Genomic DNA, 21,115 nt, shown 5'->3' on the forward strand with positions numbered 1-21,115 from the left:
AGGTCACCGATGGCATAGGGTAGTTGCTACGGGAAACTACATTCGCGAGTTGAGAAGCGGGCATGGCCAAGCAAAGTTCATTTTTCAGATCCGTCAGCCGACTGTACCCCCACGTTAAGCCAATCCTCCCCCGGCTGGTGATGGGGCTGCTGTGCGCGCTCCTGGCCAGCGTGGTGGCGCTCACCATCCCCCAGGTGCTGCGGGTCCTCATCAACGATTCCCTGAGGCACGGCGCCACCGCGGCGGCCGTGTGGTCCTCCGCGGGCGTCATCCTGGCCCTGGGCATCGCCGAGGCCGCGCTGGTGGCCCTCCGCCGCACATTCGTCATCAACCCTGCCACGACAGTGGAAACCAGGATGCGGGTCTCGCTGTACGCCCACCTGCAGGACCTGACAGTCTCCTTCCATGACCGGTGGGGATCGGGGCAGCTGCTCTCCCGCGCCATGACGGACCTGAACTTCCTCCGGCGCTGGATGGCGTTCGGCGCCATCATGCTGGTGGTGACCACGCTGACGGTGGTGATCGGCGTCGTCGTGATGTTCACCATGAGCTGGCAGCTGGCCCTCATCTTCCTCGCCGCGGCTGTACCCATCATGGCCTACGGCTTCCGTTTCCGGACGCGCTTCAGCAAGGTGGCACGGCGCAGCCAGGACCAGGCCGGGGACCTCGCCACGACAGTGGAGGAATCCGTCCACGGCATCCGCGTGCTGAAGGCCTTCGGCCGAAGCCGGGAAGCGCTGGAGACCTTCAACGGCCAGGCCGAGGAACTCCGCCAGACCGAGATCGCCAAGGCCAAACACCAGGCCACCTTCAGCATGGTGGTCACGCTTTTGCCGGAACTCGGGCTGGGCGCAGGCCTGGTGGCGGGCATCATGCTGGTGGCGGACGGGCAGCTCACCATCGGCGCGCTCGTGGCATTCTTCGCCACCGCGGCCGTCATCGCTGCCCCCGTGGAGTTCTCCGGCATGCTGCTGGCCATGGCCCTGACCGCTAAGAGCGCCCTGGACCGCCACTTCGAGGTCATGGATTCGCAGAACACCATCACCAGCCCGGCGGCACCCCGGCGGCCGGCCGAGCTGAAGGGCGCCCTGAGCTTCAACAACGTCACGTTCGCCTTCGACGACGCCCCGGACAAGCCGATCCTCAGGGACATCCGGCTGGACATCCGGCCCGGCGAAACCATGGCCCTCGTGGGCATCACCGGAAGCGGCAAGAGCGCCCTCCTCCAGCTCGTGCCCCGGCTCTATGACGTCACGGAAGGCTCCATCACCATCGACGGCGTGGACCTGCGCGCCTTCAGCGTGGAGGAACTTCGCACCGTGGTGGGCGTGGCGTTCGAGGACACGACGCTCTTCTCGAGCTCCGTCCGGGACAACGTGCTCCTGGGGGCACGGACTGCGGCGGTCCAAACAACGACTGCCGTCCCCGGCGCCGGTGAAGACCCCGGGGACGGCCTCGAACAAATCCTGGAGGAAGCGCTGGACACCGCCCAGGCCCACTTCGCCTACTCCCTGCCCGACGGCCTGGACACCCTCATCGGCGAGGAGGGGCTGAGCCTGTCCGGCGGCCAGCGGCAGCGCATTGCCCTGGCCCGCGCCATCGCTGCCAAGCCCACGGTGCTGGTCCTCGACGATCCGCTGTCCGCCCTGGACGTCAATACCGAAGAGCTCGTGGAACGCCGGCTGCGCGAGGTGCTGTCAGGGACCACCACGCTGATCGTCGCGCACCGGCCGTCCACCGTGGCCCTGGCGGACCGGGTGGCGCTGCTCGAGGAAGGCCGCATCGCCGCTGTCGGAACCCACGCCGAGCTGCTCGCCGACAACGCCCACTACCGGTACGTCATCGCCAGCCTGGAGACTGAGCCCCGCGACCTGGACTCCGAGCTGTCGGCCCTCGAAGACGAAGCAGGGGAACACATCCGATGAGCGCCGCAGCATTCGGCACCGCCAACGAGGACAACGCCCACCTCAGCAAGAGCGACAGTAAAGCGGTTCGACGGCGGTCGCTCGCCTTGCTGGGATCGCTGATCCGGCCCGTCCGGCTGCGGTTCTGGCTGACCCTGGCCACTGTGGTCCTGTCGCAGGCGGCCCGCGTGGCAGGGCCTGCCCTGATTGCCTTCGGCATCGACCACGCGCTGCCGGCCCTGCGCGCCGGCGACAACGTCCCGCTGGTGATCACCGGCGTCGCCTACCTGGTTGCGGCGGTGGCCGCCTCCGTGCTGACGGCACTGTATGTCACCTCGACGGCCAAGCTCAGCCAGGCGATGCTGCTGGACCTGCGGCTGCGGGTGTTCCGTCACACCCAGCGGCTTAGCCTCGAATTCCACGAGAAGTACACCTCGGGCCGCATCATCGCGCGGCAGACTTCGGATCTCGAGGCGCTCCGGGAACTCCTGGATTCCGGCGTGAGCTCCCTGGCCTCCGGCATGCTCTTCATGGTGTTCACGGCCGTCACGGTCTTTGCCCTCGACTGGCGCAGCGGGCTGATCGTCCTGGCCGCCGGTGTGCCCATGTTTTTCCTGGCCCGCTGGTACCAGAAGCACTCGCAGATCGCGTTCCGGGAATCCCGGGTGGTGTCTGCCCGGCTGATCGTGCACTTCGTGGAAACGATGACCGGCATCCGCGCCGTCAAGGCCTTCCGCAAGGAGCGCGAGAACGACGCGCGCTACGGGGAACTGGCCGACGAATACCGCAGGGTGACCGTCCGGTCTATCAACCTGAACGGAGTGTTCCAGCCGGGCCTGGTCCTGATTGGCAACGTCTGCGTGGCCGCGGTGCTGCTGTTCGGCGGGTTCCGGGTGCTCACCGGCGACTTGGCCGTCGGCGTGCTGCTGGCGCTGATGCTCTCCACGAAGCGCTTCTTCCAGCCCGTGGACCAGATGGCCATGTTCTACAACTCCTTCCAAAGCGCCCAGGCCGCCCTGGAAAAGGTGTCCGGCCTGCTCGAGGAGGTTCCCACCGTCCGCCCGCCGCGGAACGCCGTGGAACTCCGCGAAGCCCGCGGCAGGGTCGAATTCAAGGGCGTCGAGTTCCGCTACGGCCACGGGCCGCTCATCATCCCGGAACTGAACCTCACCGTCCCGGCCGGCCAGACGGTGGCGCTGGTGGGCCAGACGGGCGCCGGCAAATCCACGCTCGCCAAGCTGATTGCCCGCTTCTACGACGTCACGTCCGGCTCGGTCATGCTTGACGGTGTGGACCTGCGCCAGCTCGCCACGGCGGACCTGCGCCGGAACATTGTGATGGTCACGCAGGAGGCGTTCCTGTTCAGCGGCTCGGTGGCGGACAACATCGCCCTGGGCCGGCCGGAGGCGTCACGCGACGAGATCGAGGCAGCCGCCCGGGCCGTGGGGGCGCATGAGTTCATCAGCGAACTCCCCGAGGGCTACGACACGGACGTCAACAAACGCGGCGGCCGCGTATCCTCCGGGCAGCGCCAGCTGATCAGCTTCGCCCGGGCCGTCCTCGCGCGGCCGGCGGTCCTGATCCTGGATGAGGCCACGTCCTCGCTGGACATCCCCTCGGAGCGCCTCGTCCAGACCGGCCTGGCCCGGCTGCTGCAGGGAACGGACGACGGCGGCCCGGCCGCCCCCGCGCGGCTGTCTCTTATACACATCTAGATGTGTATAAGAGACAGGCCCTGATCATCGCGCACAGGCTGTCCACGGTGGAGACGGCCGACCGGGTGCTGGTGATCCACGACGGCCAGGTGGTGGAGGACGGCACCCCGGCGGAGCTCATTGGCGGCGGCGGACGCTTTGCCCGGCTCCACGGGGCCTGGAAGGATTCGCTGGTCTGAGCCGTGGCTTGGCCGACGCCTCGGCTGGGGTTCCTGCCGAGCTCCCCCACCTTTGGAGGAGTCCTGCAGGGGGTCCTGGCCTCGATTTCGCATGTGGGCCCTGCATCGGCTATCCTTGTAAAGTTGCTTTTGCAGCGGATCGGGATGTAGCGCAGCTTGGTAGCGCGCTTCGTTCGGGACGAAGAGGTCGCAGGTTCAAATCCTGTCATCCCGACCAAACAAAAGAGGGTCTCCCCACGGGGAGGCCCTCTTTTTTGCACTGCCCGGCGCTTGCCGCGGCTTCCGGATTAGGGGCTCAGAGGCCCTCGTGCGTGATGTTCGGCCGCGCCTGCCCGTCTCCGAGCAGTGGAATCTGGACACGGTTAGAACCGTCGTCGGCCAGGTAGTCGCCGCGGCTCTCGTACCCCTGGACCTGGTGCAGGTACCGGTGCCGCAACCGCAGGCCGACAGCGAAAAGCACCAGAGCTTCCAGCAGCGCCGCAATGCCGATGATCCCCCAGACCAGGCTCCCGGCGTCGGCCGTTCCGGTGAGCACTTCGATGACCGATGCCCCGGCGACCGCCGCCACAATCAGCGACGTACCCGCAATGGTCCACAGAAGGTAAGCCCGTTGCAGCCCGTTAGCTCCGTGTTGCTTCATGTTGTGCCCTTTCTGTGGTCCCGGCCTCTATGGTCCTGGCGGAAAACTGGGTGAAAGGAAAGGGCCCCGGAACATGGTTCGCGCATGTCCCGGGGCCCTTTTCCTGAGGAAAGCCTGCTACATAGGATCCGGCCAGTTGCCGATGTTCATGTAGTTCACGCTCATTGGATCCGGCCAGTTGCCAATGGCAACAGTGGTGCCCGAGTTGTCCGCGGCAGAACCGGCGGACAGAACGGCTGGGGCCGTGGCGGAGAATGCGAGGGCCCCTGCCAGTACGGCAGCGGCTGCAATCTTCTTCAACATGTGAGGTCCTCAATACGAGTCGGATTCGTTACAAAGTCAGCACTTTCCTTGTTGACATACATTGTAAAATGTTTTCCACAGGGCGTGTCAAGCATTGTGTACAAGACGTGTCCGGAATAAGGAGGATTCCCGTGGGTAACGGATTCGGGGAGAAGCTCCGAGCAGAGCGGCTCGAGCGCGGCCTCACCCAAGCGGAGCTTGGCAAGGACCTCTATTCCCCCAGCTACATTTCCTTGCTGGAGACCGGCCGCAGGGAACCCACGGCTGACGTCATCGAAGAGCTCGCCCGCAGGCTTGAGCTCGCGCCGAAAGCGCTTGAAGCCTGGAGCCAGCCCATCTCAGTCAGCGACGCCGAATACGTCCTGGCGGGGCTGTATGCCCGGCAGGCCTGGGACCTGCGCGACTACGCCCTCGCCGCCGAACATGCCGCCTCGGCCGCGCGCATCGCCCTCGAAGGCAAGAACACCAGCGCCTGGTGGAACATGACCTACATGCAGGCCGAGTGCCTCATGAAGCAGGGCCAGCTGAAGGAATGCCAGAGGGTCATGGAACACCTGCTGGAGCACCCCATGGCCACGGAATCCGCCGGGCTGGGCGTCCGTGCCCGCCAGATGCTCGCGGCGCTGTGCCACGGGCAGGGCCAGCTGAGCGCCGCCGTCGAGCATGCCCAGAAGGCCGTGGAACAGTGCGCGCAGCTGCCCAAGGGCTCCACGCTGATCATCGGCGCGCTCCGTGCGCTGATCGGCGCCCTGGCGGAAAGCGGTCGCCTGGACGAGGCCTGGAAGTACTGCCAGGACATGAACGAGCAGATGGACGAGCACTCCATGTCCCAGCTGGCCGGGGAGGTGGCCTGGGTGATCGGGAACGTCGCGTTCATGCGGCACGACTACCCGGAGGGCATCAAGCACCACGAGCGTGCGGCCAAGCTGCTCTCCCCCGCGAACGACATCGATCTTTGGGCCCGCTTCAACAAGGCGTCGGCCGCCGTCCGGCTCTCCTCCGGGATCGTGGAGCCGGAAACCCTGTCCGCGATCGAACGCGCCGAACTTGCGCTGTCCATTGTGGGCGGCAACAAGACGGACCAGCTCGAGGTGGCCTTCATCCGCGCCCGCTGGCTCTACCTGACCGGCGACATCGTGGCGGCCGTGCAGAAACTGCGGGAGATCCACGCCGAGCGCGCCGCACTGGCCAAGCACACGGCCGGCGAGGTGTCGCTGCTCCTGGGCAAATCACTCAAGGCAGCGGGCGAATCCGAGGAGGCGCTGGTCCTCCTCGAAGAAGCGCAGAAGGAGTTCAGCGCCGCCGGCGCCCAGGACCGCGTGCAGCAGGCCCTCGACGCCATGCTGGAGATCCGGCTCGCGCAGCGCCGGGCCGCCGCGGCCGAAGCCAGCTGAGACAACCGAAAAGGCGCCGCCGCGAACGGATCCCGGGGGCGCCTTTTCGTTGGCCTGCTGGAGGCGGCCGCTACATAAGAGCTGCCGCTACTGGAACGTCCGGCCGGTCAGCTTCTCGAACGCTTCGACGTAGCGGGCCCGCGTGCGCTCCACGACGTCCGCGGGTAGAGCCGGCGGAGGCGTGTCCGAGGCCTTGTCCCAGCCGGACTCGGCCGAGGTCAGCCAGTCACGGACATACTGCTTGTCGTAGGAGGGCTGGGCCTTGCCGGGCTCGTACGTGGCGGCGTCCCAGAACCGCGAGGAGTCGGGCGTCAGGACCTCGTCGCCCAGCGTGATGGCGCCGGTCACCACGTCGTAGCCGAATTCCACCTTGGTGTCCGCCAGGATGATGCCGCGGTCGCGGGCGGTCCGCTCGGCCTTGGTGTAGATCTTCAGGGTCAGCTCGCTCAGGCGCGCGGCGATGTCGTCGCCCACCATGGACACGACGGCATCGTAGGTGATGTTTTCGTCGTGCTCGCCCACCTCGGCCTTCGCGGACGGCGTGAAGATGGCCTTCTCCAGGCGGGAACCGTCCACCAGCCCTGGCGGCAGCGGGATGTTGCACACCGTGCCGGACTGCCGGTACTCCACGAGGCCGGAGCCGGTGAGGTAGCCGCGGGCAATGCATTCGACCGGGAACATCTCCAGCTTCTTGCAGATCATGGCCCGGCCTTCCACGGCGGCGGGAACCCCGTCTGCCACCGAGGAGGCCAGCACATGGTGCTCGACCTCCAGTTGGTCGAACCACCAGAGGCTCAGCTGGGTGAGGATGCGGCCCTTGTCCGGAATTTCGCTGCTAAGCACGTGGTCGTAGGCGCTGATGCGGTCACTGGCCACCACCAGCACGCAGTCCTGCCCGAACTGCTGGGTGATGGACTCGTCCACCGGGACGTACAGATCGCGGACCTTGCCCGAATAGACGTGGTTCCAGCCCGGAAGCTCCGGGGGCGCGGTGTCCAGGCCGCGCCTGGACTCGCTGCCGTTGCCCTCAAGTTCAGCCACTGTCATGCCTTTTCTTTAGGAGTGGAGCCGGCCTTGGCAGCCGACGGGGCCGCGGCAGCAGACGCCACCTTGATTTCGCCGCGGGCGGCCTTGCCGCCGATGTCCGAACGGAACTGGGCGCCTTCCAGCTGAACCAGCTCCACGCCGTCGTACGCCCTTTCCCTGGCTTCGACGAGGTCGGAGCCCAGCGCCACCACCGCGAGCACGCGTCCGCCGGCGGAAACCACCTTGCCTTCGTCGTCGAGTTTGGTCCCGGCGTGGATCACGTGGACGCCGTCCAGCTCGTCCACCTTCTTGAGGCCGCGGATGCGGTCGCCGGTCCGAGGGGTGTCGGGGTAGTTTTCGGACGCCACGACGACGGCGACTGCGGTGTCCTTGGACCAGCGCAGCTCTTCTGCCTTGTCCAGTTCGCCCTTGGCAGCTGCCAGGAGCAGGGCACCGAGCGGCGTCTTGAGCCGGGCCAGCACGGCCTGGGTTTCGGGATCGCCGAAACGGACGTTGAATTCGATGACGCGGGTGCCGCGGGACGTCAGCGCGAGGCCGACGAACAGGACGCCCACAAAGGGGGTGCCGCGGCGGCCCATCTCGTTCACGGTGGGCTGGGCCACGCGGTCGATGACTTCCTGGACGAGGCCTTCCGGAGCCCACTCCAGCGGCGTGTAGGCGCCCATGCCGCCGGTGTTGGGGCCTTCGTCGTTGTCGTAGATGCGCTTGAAGTCCTGTGCCGGGGACAGGGCAACGGTGTTGCGGCCGTCGCACAGGACGAACACGGAAACCTCGGGGCCGTCCAGGAATTCCTCGATCACCACGGTGCCGCCGGCGTCGAAACAGCTCTGCGCGTGGGCGAGGGCTTCGTCGCGGTTGTTGGTGACCACCACGCCCTTGCCCGCGGCCAGGCCGTCATCCTTGACGACGTAGGGTGCGCCGAAGGTGTCCAGGGCCGCTGCGGCTTCCTCGGCGTTGCCCGCCACGAGCGCCATGGCGGTGGGCACGCCGGCTTCGGCCATGACCTGCTTGGCAAAGGCCTTGGAGGCCTCGAGCTGGGCTGCTGCCTTGCTGGGCCCGAACACGGGAATGCCCGCGGCACGGACGGCATCGGATACGCCGGCGGCGAGGGGCGCTTCCGGCCCGACGACCACCAGGTCGACGTCCAGCCGGGTGGCCAGCGCCGCCACGGCCTCCGGATCGTTCCCGTCAATGGCGTGCGTTGGGACAAGCTTGCTGATGCCGGCGTTGCCCGGAGCCGCATGGACTTCGGAAACGTTGGGATCTGCAAGCAGGGAGCGGACAATGGCGTGTTCGCGGCCGCCGGGGCCAATGACGAGTACCTTCACAGTCTCCAAGCGTACTTCGTGGAGAGGGCTGGCTCCTAAGCTGTGTCGGGCCCGGCCGGCGGCCCCCGTCCGTGCTTCCCGCCGCCTGGAACCATCCCCCGGACCCGCCGCTACGAACAACGGGCATGAAGAAGCTCACGAAGTGGCTCAAGGGCCCCGCCCCATTGGCGGCGCTGGCCGGCGTAGCGGCTGCCGCCGTCGTACTTTCCGTCGCGGAACTGATCGGCGCGTTTTTTACGGCGCGGGCCACCCCCGTCATCGCGCTGGGCTCCACGTTCATCGACTTCACGCCGCCGTGGATGAAGGACTTCGCGATCGCCACGTTCGGCACGAATGACAAGGCCGCTCTGTTCGTGGGCATGGGCCTGACCATTTTCCTGCTGGCGTGCGTGCTGGGCGTGGTGGCCTACCGCAAGTGGTCGCTGGGTGTGGCCGGAGTGCTGCTGCTGTCTCTTATACACATCTAGATGTGTATAAGAGACAGCGTGGTGACCCGGGCCAGCGTCAAGCCGGTGGATGCCGTGCCGACGCTCCTCGGAACGGTGGCCGGACTCATCATGCTGCGGCTCCTGGTCTCCCGGCTGTGGCGGATGAGGCCCTTTCCCGAGGCCCCGGCCGACGTCGCGGCGAAGCTTCCGGACCGGCCCGCAACCACCCGGCGGGCATTCTTCACGGCAACCGGCCTGACCGCCGTGGCCGCCGGGATGGCCGCGACCGGCGGCCGTTTGCTGAGCGCTGCGCGCAGCAACGTGGCGCAGGCCCGCGGGTCGCTCCGGCTGCCGTCGCCGGGCAAGGCCGCGGCCGCGGTGCCCGCCGGGGTGCAGTCCGCGGTGCCCGGCGTCACGCCCTGGCTCACGCCGAACGGCGACTTCTACCGGATCGATACGGCGCTGAGCGTTCCCGAAATCAACGCAGACGAGTGGGAACTGCGCGTGCACGGCCTCGTGGAACAGGAGGTCCGGCTCACGTTCCAGGACCTGCTCGACGCCGACCTGATCGAGTCCCATGTGACCCTCACCTGCGTCTCCAACCCCGTGGGCGGCAACCTCGCCGGCAACGCCAAATGGCTGGGGCTGCCCATCCGCGAAGTCCTCAAGCGTGCCCGGCCCAAGGACGGCGCGGACATGGTGCTCTCCACGTCGATCGACGGGTTCAGCGCGTCGACTCCGCTGGAGGTCCTGCAGGATGGCCGCGACGCCATGCTCGCCATCGGCATGAACGGCGAGCCGCTGCCGCTGGAGCACGGCTACCCCGTCCGCATGGTGGTGCCAGGGCTGTACGGCTTCGTCTCCGCGACCAAGTGGGTGGTGGACCTGGAGGTGACGCGCTTTGCGGACAGCAAGGCGTACTGGACGCAGCGCGGCTGGTCCGAGCGGGGCCCCATCAAGACCATGGCCCGGGTGGAAGTACCCAAGTCCTTCGCCGTGGTGCCCGCCGGGCGGGTGGCGATCGGCGGCACGGCGTGGGCCCAGACCCGGGGCATCACCAAGGTGGAAGTCCAGATCGACGGCGCCGGGTGGGCACCGGCCGTCCTGTCTGACGAGGCCTCCGTGGTGACGTGGCGGCAATGGTCCTTCGACTGGGACGCCAAGCCCGGCTCGCACTACATCAGGGTGCGTGCCACGGACGGCACGGGCGAGGTCCAGACGGAGAAAAGGGCGGATCCGGTGCCCGATGGCGCTTCCGGCTGGCAGTCCGTCATGGTCACCGTGGAGTAGGGGCGGACCGGCCCCTGACGGGTCCCGGGAATGCGAATCCGGCACCATAGACTTGGGCTATGCCACTAAATTCGCATGCCACGTTCTCTGTGGAGTCCGCCGTCGAACTCGCGGTTGTGGAACGGAGCGGATTCGTCGAATCCCGGCACATCGGAGCAGCAGTGGTCCTGGCCGCGGACGGCATGGTGGTCACCCAGCTCGGCGACATCACCACCCCCATCCTTGCCCGCTCCACGCTGAAGCCGCTGCAGGCCCTGGCCTCAATGCAGTCCGGCGTTCCGCTCCGGGGTGCCCAGGTGGCCCTCGCCTGCGCCTCCCACACCGGCTCGCTGGACCACATGGACGTGGTGGAGGGCATGCTGAAAGCCGCCGGCGTTAAGGAGGAGCAGCTTCAGTGCCCGGCCGCCTGGCCGCAGGACGAGACAGCGCGAACGTGGCTCACCCGCTCCGAGAAGGGCAAGTCCAGGCTGGCCTACAACTGCTCCGGCAAGCACGCCGCGTTCCTGTGGGCCTGCACCGAAAACGGCTGGGACACGCACAGCTACCTGGAGCCTAACCACCCCCTGCAGCAGCGCATCCGCACCGTGATCGAGGAGTATTCGGGCGAGAACATCGCGCACCTGGGCATCGACGGCTGCGGCGCCCCCGTGGCCGCGATTTCGCTGACCGGCCTGGCCCGCGCCTACTCCAAGCTGGCGAAGGCGCCCGGCGACAAGAATTCCAACGCCCGGGCAGCCACGATCGCCACGTCGATGCTGGACTACCCGTGGGCCGTGCAGGGCAGGGGTGAGGCCAACACCATCGTGATGGAGGAGCTGGACGTCATTGCCAAGATCGGCGCGGAGGGCATCCTGGTCATGGCCACGACGCAGGGCGTATCAGTGGCGGTGAAGGTGCTGGACGGAAACCTGCGTGCCACGTCGCTGATCGGCCTGACGCTGCTGGCCGCCGCCGGCGCCGTGGATATTCCAGGCGTGTCCAGTGTGCTGGAAAAGGTGGTGGAGCCCGTCCTCGGCGGCGGCCGGCCGGTGGGCAGGATCCGCCTGGGGCACGCCGTTTCGGCCCTGCTGGACTAGGCCCCTAACCTGGCCGCCCTACGCGGGCCAGGCGCCGGGCCGGAGGGCGAAACAGCCGGGTTCCGGAGCCTGTGGCGTAGGGTAATGACGGAAGAAAATCGATGTGGAGGTGCCAGGACGTTGGCTGTTTCCCGACGCCGGATTGACCCCGAAGAGGGCCGAGCGGCCGTGGCCCAATGGTCGGCCGCCGGCACGCCGCCGGCTGCAGGTTCCGCCGCACCTTCCGCTGCGGGTACCGGCGCAGGTACCGCCGCACCGGAGGTCCCCCGGTCCGTGATTGCGACGGCGGTGCGCTACTCGCTCGAGGAAGTCACCGCCCGGGCACCCGGCAACTCCGTCGAGGTCCGGGTCCCGCCGTTCGGCGTCACCCAGTGCGTCGAAGGCCCGCGCCATACCCGAGGCACGCCGCCGAACGTCATCGAGTGCGACGCCGCCACCTGGCTTGCGATGGTGACCGGCACGTTGAGTTGGGCGGACGCCGTCGGGGGCGGACGGGTGGCTGCCTCCGGACTCCGCGCCGACCTGTCGGCGCTGCTGCCCCTGTAGCCACGGCCTGTCGTCGCCTTAACGCGTGACACTCCGCCCCGGGATAGTCGGGGCGGAGTGTCGCGGGCTACGAGCTGGAGGCTGTGGCCGCAGCGCCGTGCAGCTATTCGTGGTTGATGGCCGCCGACGGCTTGCTCATCTGGAACTCGGGGATCTGGTCGGCGGTCGGGCCGCCACGGAACTTGGGTGACGGCTGGCCGCCGCCGCTGATCCGTTCAAGTTCCTGGTCCTCGAAGTCGTCCTCGACGCCGAGCATGATCGCCGAATCGTGGTTGGTGATCTCGCCCTTGAAGGCCCGGACCATGACGTCACGGTCAAACTGTCCTTCCCACTTGGAGACCACGAAGGTGGCCACGCAGTTGCCCAGCAGGTTGACCACCACGCGCATCGAGTCCATCAGGCGGTCGGCCCCCAGGAGGAGGGCGACGCCGGCAACCGGGAAGATCCCGAGGGCTGCCGCGGTGGCGGAGAGGGCCAGGAAGGAGGATCCGGGGACGCCGGCCATGCCTTTGGACGTCAGCAGGAGGACACCCAGTGCCGCGAGCTGCTGCCCCAGGTCAAGGTGGTGGCCGAATGCCTGGGCCAGGAACAGCAGGGAAATCGAAAGGTAGATCGCGGCGCCGTCGAGGTTGAACGAGTAGCCAGTGGGAACCACCAGGCCGGTGGTGGCCCGGGAGCAGCCCGCGTTGGTCAGCTTGGTCATGATGCGCGGCATGACGGCCTCGGTGGACGCCGTGCCGAGGGCCAGGAGAAACTCCTCCCTCGTGTACTTGAGGAACTGCCACAGCGGGACGCGGGCGAAGCCCCACGCCACGAGGAACAGGAGCCCGATGAAGACCAGGGCTGCGCCGTAGCAGGCGGCGATGAGCTGGGCGTAGGTTCCGAGGGTGTCCAGCCCGTATTGGCCGATGATGAACGCCATCGCGCCAAACGCGCCGATCGGGGCCACCTTCATGATCCAGGACATGATCTTGAAGATCAGTTCCAGGACGGTCTCCATGAGGCTGACAACCGGCATGCAGCGCTCGCGGCCGATGACGACGATGGCCGCCCCGAAAAAGACCGAGAAGAAGAGGACCTGCAGCAGGCTGTTGCTGGCGAAGGCTCCGATGACGCTGGTGGGAATGATGTCCAGGATGAAGGATGCGGCATCCTTGGGCACGGCGTGGCCGGTCTTGGCGTCGACCGCCTCCTGCGACAGGGTGCTCGGGTCGATGTTCAGGCCGGCTCCCGGCTGGACGATGTTGCCCACAACCAGGCCAAAGACCAGGGCGAAAAGCGTGGCCGCTGTGAAGTACAGAAGTGCTTTGACTCCTACCCTTCCGACCGCCTTGACGTCGCCTACGGCTGAGATTCCGGTGACGATCACCAGGAAGATCAGCGGCGCGATGATCATTTTGATGAGCTGGATGAAGCCGTCACCTAGCGGCCTCAGTTGAGCGCCTAGGTCCGGCCAGAAATGCCCTATGAGAACACCTGCCACGACGGCGATCAGAATTTGGAAGAAGAGCGACCTGTACAGGGGCTTCTTCTTCGACGGCGCCGAACTCGCCTTCAGCGCCGCGGAATCTGGGATCTTCATTGATCTGTACCTATTCAATCGGGGACAGCCCCGGAAATCGGGGTCTAATTCCAAAGTAACCCCGCTCACATTATTCCGCAAGGGGATAAACACTTTCCATATTGCGGAATTTCATCATCGGATTTTGGCATGCAGAAATCCGTTGCGCCCTCGGACCTCCGCGCACGGGAGCCCGTGTGCGGAGGTCCGAAGACGTAGCGGAAAACGGTGGGAAGTCCTGTTAGCCGCGGCCGATGAAGGGCATGCCGGCAGCCGTGATGACCACGGAGCCCACACTGGCCGACGGCGGCATGCCGGCCATCATCAGGACCGCCCGGGCGGCGTCTTCCACGGGGAACATGGGCTCGACTTTGCGGGTGCCGTCGGCCTGGAGCGCGCCCGACCCGACGCCGATGGTGTCCATGATTTCGGTGGCGGTATTGCCGATGTCGATCTGGCCGCAGGTGATGCCGAAGCCGCGGCCGTCAAGCTCGATGCTCTTGGTCAGGCCTGTCATGGCGTGCTTAGTGACGGCGTAGGCCACGGTCCGCGGCCGCGGTGAATGCGCCGAGATGGATCCGTTGTTGATGATCCGGCCGCCCTGTGGAGTCTGCGCCTTCATGGCGCGGACTGCCGCACCGGCGCACAGCAGCGATCCGGTGAGGTTCACGGCAACGGTGGCTTCCCAGTCGGCGAGCGTAATCCTGTCTCTTATCCACATCTAGATGTGTATAAGAGACAGCCGCCGGGCCAAACACGCCCGCGTTGTTGAACAGCACGTCCACCCTCCCCCACCGCTGGAGGGCGGCAGCGAAAAGGCGCTCGACGTCCTCGGGCACGGTGACGTCGCACGGCACCGCCAGTGCGTCCGGGTGGCCGCCTGCCGTTTCGAGCAGCTGCGCCTCGCGGCGGCCGGCCAGGGCTGTCTCTTATACACATCTAGATGTGTATAAGAGACAGGTAACCGCCCGCGAGCATTTGGCGGGCCACCGCCCGGCCAATGCCCGAACCGGCCCCGGTGACGACGGCGACGGGTCCGGGCTTTGGCGTGGTGGTCATGCGGTACTCCTGCTGGTTCCTGGCCTAGTGGCCGGCTTACTGGGCCGGCTTACTGGGTGGCGTGAACATCCGCCCCCATCAGTGGCCAGCCTATGACGGTCTTGGGCCGGGGCGTGGCGTAAGTCCGGACCTTGGACGTGGACAGCCGCATCCGGACGAGCGATTCCGCAATGGTCACCGCGGCCGCCACACCGTCCACCACCGGAACTCCGGCCCGCTGCCGGATCTGCTCGTCGAGTCCGGCCATGCCGCCGCAGCCCAGGACGATCACCTCGGCCTTGTCCTCCCGGACGGCAAGCAGGGCCTGTTCGATGATTGCCTCGACGGCGCGCCCGGGTTCTTCCTCAAGCTCCAGGACTGCCATGCCGCTGGCCCGCACCGACGCGCACCGGGCGTCGAGGCCGGCCAGCTTCAGCCGGTCTTCGATGAGCGGCACGGCACGGTCAAGGGTAGTGACCACGGAGTACTTGTGGCCGAGGAACATGGCAGTGCTTGCCGCGGCCTCGGTGATGTCGACGACGGGCACATCCAGCAGCTCTTGGAGCCCCTCCCGGCCATGCTCCCCGTAGCCTGCCTGGATGACGGCGTCGAACGGTTCCGGGTAGCTGACCACGCGGTCCATCACGGCAATGGCGGCCAGGTAGCTTTCGAAGTTGCCCTCGCAGGAATCCGCGCCGAAGCGCGGCGTGAGCCCGATGATCTCGGTGCCGGGCGCCGCGATGCTGCGGGCCTGCGCGGCGATGGAGTCGGTCATGGACCGGGTGGTGTTGACGTTGGCGACGAGAATGCGCAAGTTGTCCTCCTGGGATGCATGCGGGCTGCGGTCAGTGGGTGCTCGCGACGGCGATGGATTCGCCGTCGACGTCCTCGAACTGCTGCTTGTGGTCGGCGATCAGGTAGTACGTCAGGGCGGCGACGCCCGCGCCGAAGAACCAGGCGAACGGGGCCGCTGCCTCGAGTGCCGGGACGAAGGCGATGAGGATCGCGACGGCCGAGGCCGGCAGGAGCGCGGAGATCGCTTTGGGATTCACGCCCTTCTTGTAGAAGTACGCACCGCCGGGGTTGTCGCTGTACAGCTCGGGGACGTTGACCTTGCCGCGGCGGAGCAGCCAGTAATCGGCCATGACCACGCCGAACAGCGGGCCGAGCAGGGCACCGAGTCCGCCGAGGAAGTACACGATGACGAGCGGGTTGTTATAGAGGTTCCACGGCAGGATGACCAGGCCGATTGTGCCGCTGACCCAGGCCGCCTTGCGGAAGTCCAGGTGCTTGGGGAACAGGTTGGTGAGGGCGTAGACGGGGGCGACGAAGTTGGCCATCAGGTTCACGGCAATGGTCAGGATGAGGATCGCGAGGCAGGCCAGCACCAGGAAGAGGGTGTTGGGAATGCTTTCGACGATGTCCGACGGCGTTTCGATGATGGTGCCGTTGATCTTGTACTGCCCGCCGGCCAGGACCACCACGATGGCGCCGAACAGGAGCATGTTGATCGGGATGCCCCAGAAGTTGCCGCGGACGATCGATTTCCTGGACTTGGCCGAGCGGGTGAAGTCGCAGAAGTTCAGGACGAAGGTTCCGTAGATGGACACCCAGAGGGCGCCGCCGGCGAAGATGGTCCGCCACATGTCGCCGCCTTCAAGACCCCTGATGCCGGTCCACTGGATGGCGCCGTGGGCCTCGATGAAGACCCAGACGGCCAGCAGGACCATGGTCAGCAGGATGATGGGACCGGCGAACGCCTCGTATTTGCGGATCATCTCCATGCCGAAGCTGACGATCACCAGCTGCACGATCCACAGCGCAACGAACGCGATCCAGCCCAGCGTGGACAGGCCGAGGATGGAGTTGGTGTCCAGTTCATGCAGGGACGGGACCATGGCCACGAGCATCACCCGAAGCACCACCGACGCCAGGAACGTCTGGATGCCGAACCAGGCCACCGCGACGGCGCCGCGCAGCAGGCTGGCCAGCTGGGCGCCGCGGATCCCGAAGCTGATCCGGCTCATGACCGGAAAGGGAACGCCGGTCTTCTGGCCCATGAAGCCGGAAAAGCTGAGCAGCGCGAAGAGAAGGACGGCGCCGATGGCCAGGGCCATGAGGATCTGCCATCCGCCGAGGCCGAGGGAGAAGAGGCCGACGGCGAACGCGTAGTTTCCGAGGCTGTGGACGTCGTTCGCCCACAGGGTGAAGATGCTGTAGCCGGTCCAGCGGCGTCCGTGCCGCTTGGTGGGAGCGAGGTCGGCGTTGTAAAGCGTGGGGCTGATGTCGTGGCCTGAGGCGGTGCTGGCCGCCTCGCAGAGGGCGTCGATGCCCGTGGCGGGATGGACCGGCTTGCCCGACAGCGCTGTCGGGGCGGGAGCCGTTTCGACGCCGACTGATGGGGTCGTCTGCATCTGGTTCTCCAGTTCTGGGGAAGGATTGAGGGCGGAAGGCTGAGCTTCCGGGTAGCTGATTCCGCTTTGTGGAAATTAGCTTTTGAAGAGTGGAATTACTGTATGACCTAGGTCACCCCGCCGTCAAGGTTGATTTGCTGCGCCGGGCGGTCACAATCGGCACGCAGCCTCCGGGAAGCCCCAATTGGGGCACTCCCCGGCCGCCCGTCTTGACCGGCCAATCCTTCAGTGCCTAATCTCGAATGGCAAGAATGTTTTCTCACAATACGAAAACATGAGCCCAACATTCAAAGATGAAACGAGGCTGCCGTGGCTGCAGGAGAAGATACCTCCCATATCCTCAGCGGGTTGACTAACCAGCTGCCTGATCGTGATCCGGAAGAGACCGCCGAGTGGGTTGAGTCCCTGGATTCGCTGATCAGGGAACAGGGCACCGAGCGTGCCCAATACATCATGCGCAGTCTCCTGCAGCGTGCCGGCGCCCAGAGCGTCGGGGTTCCGATGGTCACCACCACGGACTATGTGAACACGATCCCGGCGGACCAGGAAGCGGAGTTCCCGGGCAACGAGGAGTTCGAACGCAGGTACCGGGCGTACATGCGCTGGAACGCGGCCGTGATGGTGCACCGGTCCCAGCGGCCCGGGATCGGGGTGGGCGGGCACATCTCCACCTACGCCGGGGCCGCGACGCTGTACGAGGTCGGCTTTAACCACTTCTTCCGCGGCAAGGACCACCCCGGCGGCGGGGACCAGGTCTTCTTCCAGGGCCACGCCTCCCCCGGGATGTACGCGAGGGCGTTCATGGAGGGCCGGCTCACCGAGCAGGACCTGGACGGGTTCCGGCAGGAAAAGTCCAAGGCCGGGCACGCCCTGTCCTCCTACCCGCACCCGCGGCTGATGCCGGAGTTCTGGGAATTCCCCACCGTCTCGATGGGCATCGGGCCGATGAACGCGATCTACCAGGCCCAGTCCAACCGGTACCTGCACAACCGCGGCCTGAAAGACACCGCGGAGCAGCAGGTCTGGGCGTTCCTGGGCGACGGCGAAATGGACGAGCCCGAGTCCCGCGGCCTGCTCCAGCTCGCCGCGAACGAGAACCTGGACAACCTGAACTTCGTGATCAACTGCAACCTCCAGCGCCTGGACGGGCCGGTGCGCGGCAACGGCAAGATCATGCAGGAACTCGAGGCGTTCTTCCGCGGCGCGGGCTGGAACGTGATCAAGGTGGTCTGGGGCCGGGAATGGGATGACCTGCTCGCCCGCGACTCCGACGGGTCGCTGGTGAAGATCATGAACGAAACCCCGGACGGGGACTACCAGACCTACAAGGCCGAATCCGGCGGCTTCGTCCGCGAACACTTCTTCGGCAAGACCCCGCAGACCAAGGACATGGTCGCGGACCTGACCGATGACCAGATCTGGAACCTCAAGCGCGGCGGCCACGACTACCGCAAGGTCCACGCCGCGTACAAGGCCGCGACCGAATTCAAGGGCAAGCCCACCGTGATCCTGGCCAAAACGGTCAAGGGCTACGGACTCGGCCCGCACTTCGAAGGCCGCAACGCCACCCACCAGATGAAAAAACTCACCCTCGACGACCTCAAGGAATTCAGGGACTACTTAAGGATTCCGATTTCCGACGCCCGGCTGGAGGAGGACCCCTACAGCCCGCCCTACTACCACCCCGGCGCGGACGCACCCGAGATCGCCTACCTCCTTGAGCGGCGCGCGGCGTTGGGCGGCTATACGCCCGAGCGCCGTCCCAACCACGCGGCCATTGAACTGCCCGAGGCCAAGACCTTCGACGTCGCGAAGCGGGGCACCGGCAAGCAGCAGGCCGCCACCACCATGGCTTTTGTGCGGCTCCTGAAGGACCTTCTCCGCGACAAGAAGTTCGGTCACCGGATCGTTCCCATCGTGCCGGACGAATCACGGACCTTCGGCATGGACGCGTTCTTCCCCACCGCCAAGATCTACAACCCGGGCGGCCAGAACTACCTGTCCGTGGACCGGGACCTGGTCCTGGCCTACAAGGAGTCCGCCCAGGGCCAGCTGATCCACCCCGGCATCAACGAAGCCGGCGCCGTCGCGGCGTTCACTGCCGCCGGAACCGCGTACGCCACCCACGGCGTGCCGCTGGTCCCGGTCTACGTGTTCTACTCCATGTTCGGCTTCCAGCGCACCGGCGACGCCTTCTGGGCCGCAGCCGACCAGATGAGCCGCGGCTTCATCATCGGCGCCACCGCAGGACGGACCACCCTCACCGGCGAAGGACTCCAGCACGCCGACGGCCACTCCCCGCTGCTTGCCTCCACCAACCCGGCCGTGGTCACCTACGACCCCGCCTACGGCTACGAAATGGGCCACATCGTGCGGGACGGACTCGAGCGCATGTACGGTGAACACCCCGACGGCGGGACGGCCGGTTCGGCCACGGACCGGAACCTCATGTACTACATCACGGTGTACAACGAGCCGATCACCCAGCCAAACGAACCCGAGAACCTCGACGTCAACGGCGTGCTGAAAGGCATCTACCGCGTATCAGCGTCGGGCGCTGAAGGTCCCAAGAGCCAGATCCTGGCCTCCGGCGTGTCGGTGCCGTGGGCCCTGGACGCGCAGCGGATCCTGGCAGAGGACTGGGGCGTCTCCGCGGACGTCTGGTCCGTCACCTCCTGGAACGAGCTCCGCCGCGACGGCCTGGCCGCCGAGGAAGAGGCGTTCCTGAACCCCGGCGAACCGGCCCGGGTCCCCTTTGTGGCCCAGCAACTGGCAGACGCCCAGGGTCCCGTCGTGGCGGTCTCCGACTACATGAAGGCCGTCCCGGACCAGATCCGCCAGTTCCTGCCCCACCAGTTCGCCTCCCTCGGCGCCGACGGCTTCGGCTTCTCCGACACCCGCGCCGCCGCACGCCGCTTCTTCAAGAACGACACCCACTCGATCGTGGTGAAGACCCTGCAGCTGCTCGCGGCCAGGGGAGAGGTGGACGGCGGAGTGCCTGCGTATGCGATGGACCGCTACAAGCTCCTCGACGTCAACGCGGGCACCACCGGCGGAGCCGGCGGCGAGTCCTGACCGCTGCTGGTTGAGCCTGCCGAAACCTGGTCCCGGCAGGCTCAACCGGCGGAGTGCACGCTCCCCGCAACCAGCGACGGCGGTCCCCACCTTCCGGTGGGGACCGCCGTCGGCCGTTCCGTAGAGCGCGTTCGATTTACGTTGAGCTCAGCCCCGGGCGACGGTCAACGATGAAACCGGTCGCAGCGTTTTCCCGCACCGCGGTGATGCCTGCGACCACTGCTTTGATGTTCGGGAAGCTGGGTGAAACCGCAACCACGGTGCCATCCTCCGCCGTGAGCCGAAACCGGAATGCCCCCTTGCCTTCGCTCAGTATTTCGAATGTGCCTGCCATCTATGCTCCTTCTGGGCTGCGCCATTGCAGCCGTCTGTGACCCCCAATTGCCAACACGACGTCTACGACGTTAGCGGCCATTAACCGAAGTAGCCACCCCTACTAATCGGTAGTTTTCCGGCGGCACCATGGCGGGGCCCGTCGGTCGGCCCCCAGCAAAGTCCCCTAAGGTGGTGCACATGTCAGATTCCCCGACGGTTGCCACCACGGCTGTCCTGCTGGCAGCGGGCGCCGGAACCAGGCTGGGACTCGGTCCGAAGGCGCTCCTGCCCTTCCGCAGCCGCACGCTCGTTGAAGTGCTGGCGGACGTGCTGCTCGACGGCGGCTGCCGTGAAGTGGTGATCGTCCTTGGCGCGGCCGCCGGCACCGTCCGCGCCGCCACCGATCTGGGCCGGCACACCGTCGTGGAGAACGCGGACTGGGCCGGCGGCATGGGCAGCTCCTTGAGGCTGGGGCTCTCCTGCGCCCGGCCCGGGGACAACGTGCTCGTGGCTCTTGTTGACCAGCCGGGGCTGACACCGGACACAGTGGCCCGCCTGCTCAGGACGCACCGGCCCGGCCGGGTGACGGCCGCGGCCTACCCGGATGCGGCAGGGAAGCTCCGGCGCGGGCACCCGCTTTTGCTCGACTCCACGCTCCGCGCCGGCGCGGCGGAGTCGGCAACGGGCGACGCCGGAGCGCGGCAATTCCTGCAGGCCCACCCGGGGCTGATCGACCTGGTGGACTGCGGAGCGCAGACCGGGGGCGATGAGTCCGGCGGCGCGGACATCGACACCCTGGACCAGTTGCACCTGCTGGACTGACCCCGCCCGCCACAGCAACGCGGGGTCAGATATCGCCCCA

The 21,115-nt window shown here is 66.8% G+C and carries 14 protein-coding genes, 1 tRNA gene and 3 pseudogenes; 9 read left to right on the forward strand and 9 right to left on the reverse strand.

What is annotated here, in order from left to right; genetic code table 11:
* The first annotated feature begins 62 nt into the window (after window positions 1-62).
* From B1A87_RS20645 to B1A87_RS20655, 3 genes and pseudogenes are all read left to right on the forward strand, one after another.
* A complete protein-coding gene (locus tag B1A87_RS20645) occupies window positions 63-1,925 on the forward strand; it encodes an ABC transporter ATP-binding protein (protein ID WP_078026556.1) in 1,863 nt (620 codons plus the stop codon).
* Window positions 1,922-3,798 (forward strand): annotated as a pseudogene (locus B1A87_RS20650) (ABC transporter ATP-binding protein). The gene B1A87_RS20645 and the pseudogene B1A87_RS20650 overlap by 4 nt, the downstream one beginning before the upstream one ends.
* A gap of 140 nt (window positions 3,799-3,938) precedes the next feature.
* Window positions 3,939-4,015 (forward strand) — tRNA-Pro (locus tag B1A87_RS20655).
* Between the two features lie 78 nt (window positions 4,016-4,093).
* On the opposite strand, the gene B1A87_RS20660 is transcribed toward B1A87_RS20655, so the two are convergent.
* Complete coding sequence (locus tag B1A87_RS20660; RefSeq protein ID WP_078026558.1) at window positions 4,094-4,438, reverse strand: hypothetical protein; 345 nt, start codon at window positions 4,436-4,438, stop codon at window positions 4,094-4,096.
* A 117-nt stretch (window positions 4,439-4,555) separates the two neighbouring features.
* Window positions 4,556-4,741 carry a hypothetical protein gene (locus B1A87_RS20665; RefSeq protein WP_078026559.1) on the reverse strand — a complete coding sequence of 62 codons (186 nt, stop codon included), beginning with the start codon at window positions 4,739-4,741 and terminating at the stop codon, window positions 4,556-4,558.
* A gap of 131 nt (window positions 4,742-4,872) precedes the next feature.
* Here B1A87_RS20665 and B1A87_RS20670 point away from each other — a divergent pair, with 131 nt between their 5' ends.
* Window positions 4,873-6,135, forward strand: a complete 1,263-nt coding sequence (locus tag B1A87_RS20670; RefSeq protein WP_078026560.1) for a helix-turn-helix transcriptional regulator — start codon at window positions 4,873-4,875, stop codon at window positions 6,133-6,135.
* Window positions 6,136-6,222: 87 nt separating this feature from the next.
* On the opposite strand, the gene B1A87_RS20675 is transcribed toward B1A87_RS20670, so the two are convergent.
* Window positions 6,223-7,182: a phosphoribosylaminoimidazolesuccinocarboxamide synthase gene (locus B1A87_RS20675; RefSeq protein ID WP_078026561.1), complete on the reverse strand. Its 960-nt coding sequence runs from the start codon at window positions 7,180-7,182 to the stop codon at window positions 6,223-6,225.
* The gene (purD, locus tag B1A87_RS20680) at window positions 7,179-8,510 is read right to left on the reverse strand and encodes a phosphoribosylamine--glycine ligase (RefSeq protein ID WP_078026562.1); all 1,332 of its coding nucleotides are present in this window, start codon (window positions 8,508-8,510) and stop codon (window positions 7,179-7,181) included. Before purD ends, B1A87_RS20675 begins: the two co-directional genes overlap by 4 nt.
* A gap of 125 nt (window positions 8,511-8,635) precedes the next feature.
* Here purD and B1A87_RS20685 point away from each other — a divergent pair.
* From B1A87_RS20685 to B1A87_RS20695, 3 genes and pseudogenes are all read left to right on the forward strand, one after another.
* Window positions 8,636-10,228: pseudogene (locus tag B1A87_RS20685) on the forward strand (molybdopterin-dependent oxidoreductase).
* Between the two features lie 59 nt (window positions 10,229-10,287).
* The gene (locus B1A87_RS20690) at window positions 10,288-11,304 is read left to right on the forward strand and encodes an asparaginase (RefSeq protein WP_078026564.1); all 1,017 of its coding nucleotides are present in this window, start codon (window positions 10,288-10,290) and stop codon (window positions 11,302-11,304) included.
* Between the two features lie 120 nt (window positions 11,305-11,424).
* Window positions 11,425-11,850, forward strand: a complete 426-nt coding sequence (locus B1A87_RS20695) for a sterol carrier family protein (RefSeq protein ID WP_078026565.1) — start codon at window positions 11,425-11,427, stop codon at window positions 11,848-11,850.
* A gap of 103 nt (window positions 11,851-11,953) precedes the next feature.
* Here the strand turns inward: B1A87_RS20695 and dctA are convergent, their stop codons facing one another.
* The 4 genes and pseudogenes from dctA to B1A87_RS20715 form a co-directional block, all read right to left on the reverse strand.
* Window positions 11,954-13,432: a C4-dicarboxylate transporter DctA gene (gene dctA, locus B1A87_RS20700; RefSeq protein WP_078026566.1), complete on the reverse strand. Its 1,479-nt coding sequence runs from the start codon at window positions 13,430-13,432 to the stop codon at window positions 11,954-11,956.
* Window positions 13,433-13,652: 220 nt separating this feature from the next.
* Window positions 13,653-14,470: pseudogene (locus tag B1A87_RS20705) on the reverse strand (SDR family oxidoreductase).
* 49 nt (window positions 14,471-14,519) lie between these two features.
* Complete coding sequence (locus tag B1A87_RS20710) at window positions 14,520-15,263, reverse strand: aspartate/glutamate racemase family protein (protein WP_078026568.1); 744 nt, start codon at window positions 15,261-15,263, stop codon at window positions 14,520-14,522.
* 31 nt (window positions 15,264-15,294) lie between these two features.
* Window positions 15,295-16,863 (reverse strand): NCS1 family nucleobase:cation symporter-1, encoded by a 1,569-nt coding sequence (locus B1A87_RS20715; RefSeq protein ID WP_078026569.1) that lies wholly within the window; start codon window positions 16,861-16,863, stop codon window positions 15,295-15,297.
* Between the two features lie 309 nt (window positions 16,864-17,172).
* Between B1A87_RS20715 and aceE the strand changes: the two genes are divergently transcribed.
* Entirely contained in the window at window positions 17,173-19,938 is a 2,766-nt protein-coding gene (gene aceE, locus B1A87_RS20720; protein ID WP_144275922.1) for a pyruvate dehydrogenase (acetyl-transferring), homodimeric type, read from the forward strand.
* A gap of 136 nt (window positions 19,939-20,074) precedes the next feature.
* Here the strand turns inward: aceE and B1A87_RS20725 are convergent, their stop codons facing one another.
* Window positions 20,075-20,272, reverse strand: a complete 198-nt coding sequence (locus B1A87_RS20725) for a YegP family protein (protein WP_078029249.1) — start codon at window positions 20,270-20,272, stop codon at window positions 20,075-20,077.
* A gap of 179 nt (window positions 20,273-20,451) precedes the next feature.
* Here B1A87_RS20725 and nboR point away from each other — a divergent pair, with 179 nt between their 5' ends.
* The gene (gene nboR / locus B1A87_RS20730; protein WP_078029248.1) at window positions 20,452-21,075 is read left to right on the forward strand and encodes a nicotine blue oxidoreductase; all 624 of its coding nucleotides are present in this window, start codon (window positions 20,452-20,454) and stop codon (window positions 21,073-21,075) included.
* The last annotated feature ends 40 nt before the right edge of the window (window positions 21,076-21,115 follow it).

It is taken from the genome of Arthrobacter sp. KBS0703, assembly GCF_002008315.2.
GTDB lineage: Bacteria > Actinomycetota > Actinomycetes > Actinomycetales > Micrococcaceae > Arthrobacter.

Coding starts and splice junctions, on each gene's coding strand:
- B1A87_RS20665 (WP_078026559.1), bottom strand. CDS start 4,741: ATGTTGAAGAAGATTGCAGCCGCTGCCGTACTGGCAGGGGCCCTCGCA.
- nboR (WP_078029248.1), top strand. CDS start 20,452: ATGTCAGATTCCCCGACGGTTGCCACCACGGCTGTCCTGCTGGCAGCG.
- B1A87_RS20690 (WP_078026564.1), top strand. CDS start 10,288: ATGCCACTAAATTCGCATGCCACGTTCTCTGTGGAGTCCGCCGTCGAA.
- dctA (WP_078026566.1), bottom strand. CDS start 13,432: ATGAAGATCCCAGATTCCGCGGCGCTGAAGGCGAGTTCGGCGCCGTCG.
- B1A87_RS20660 (WP_078026558.1), bottom strand. CDS start 4,438: ATGAAGCAACACGGAGCTAACGGGCTGCAACGGGCTTACCTTCTGTGG.
- B1A87_RS20675 (WP_078026561.1), bottom strand. CDS start 7,182: ATGACAGTGGCTGAACTTGAGGGCAACGGCAGCGAGTCCAGGCGCGGC.
- B1A87_RS20715 (WP_078026569.1), bottom strand. CDS start 16,863: ATGCAGACGACCCCATCAGTCGGCGTCGAAACGGCTCCCGCCCCGACA.
- B1A87_RS20645 (WP_078026556.1), top strand. CDS start 63: ATGGCCAAGCAAAGTTCATTTTTCAGATCCGTCAGCCGACTGTACCCC.
- B1A87_RS20725 (WP_078029249.1), bottom strand. CDS start 20,272: ATGGCAGGCACATTCGAAATACTGAGCGAAGGCAAGGGGGCATTCCGG.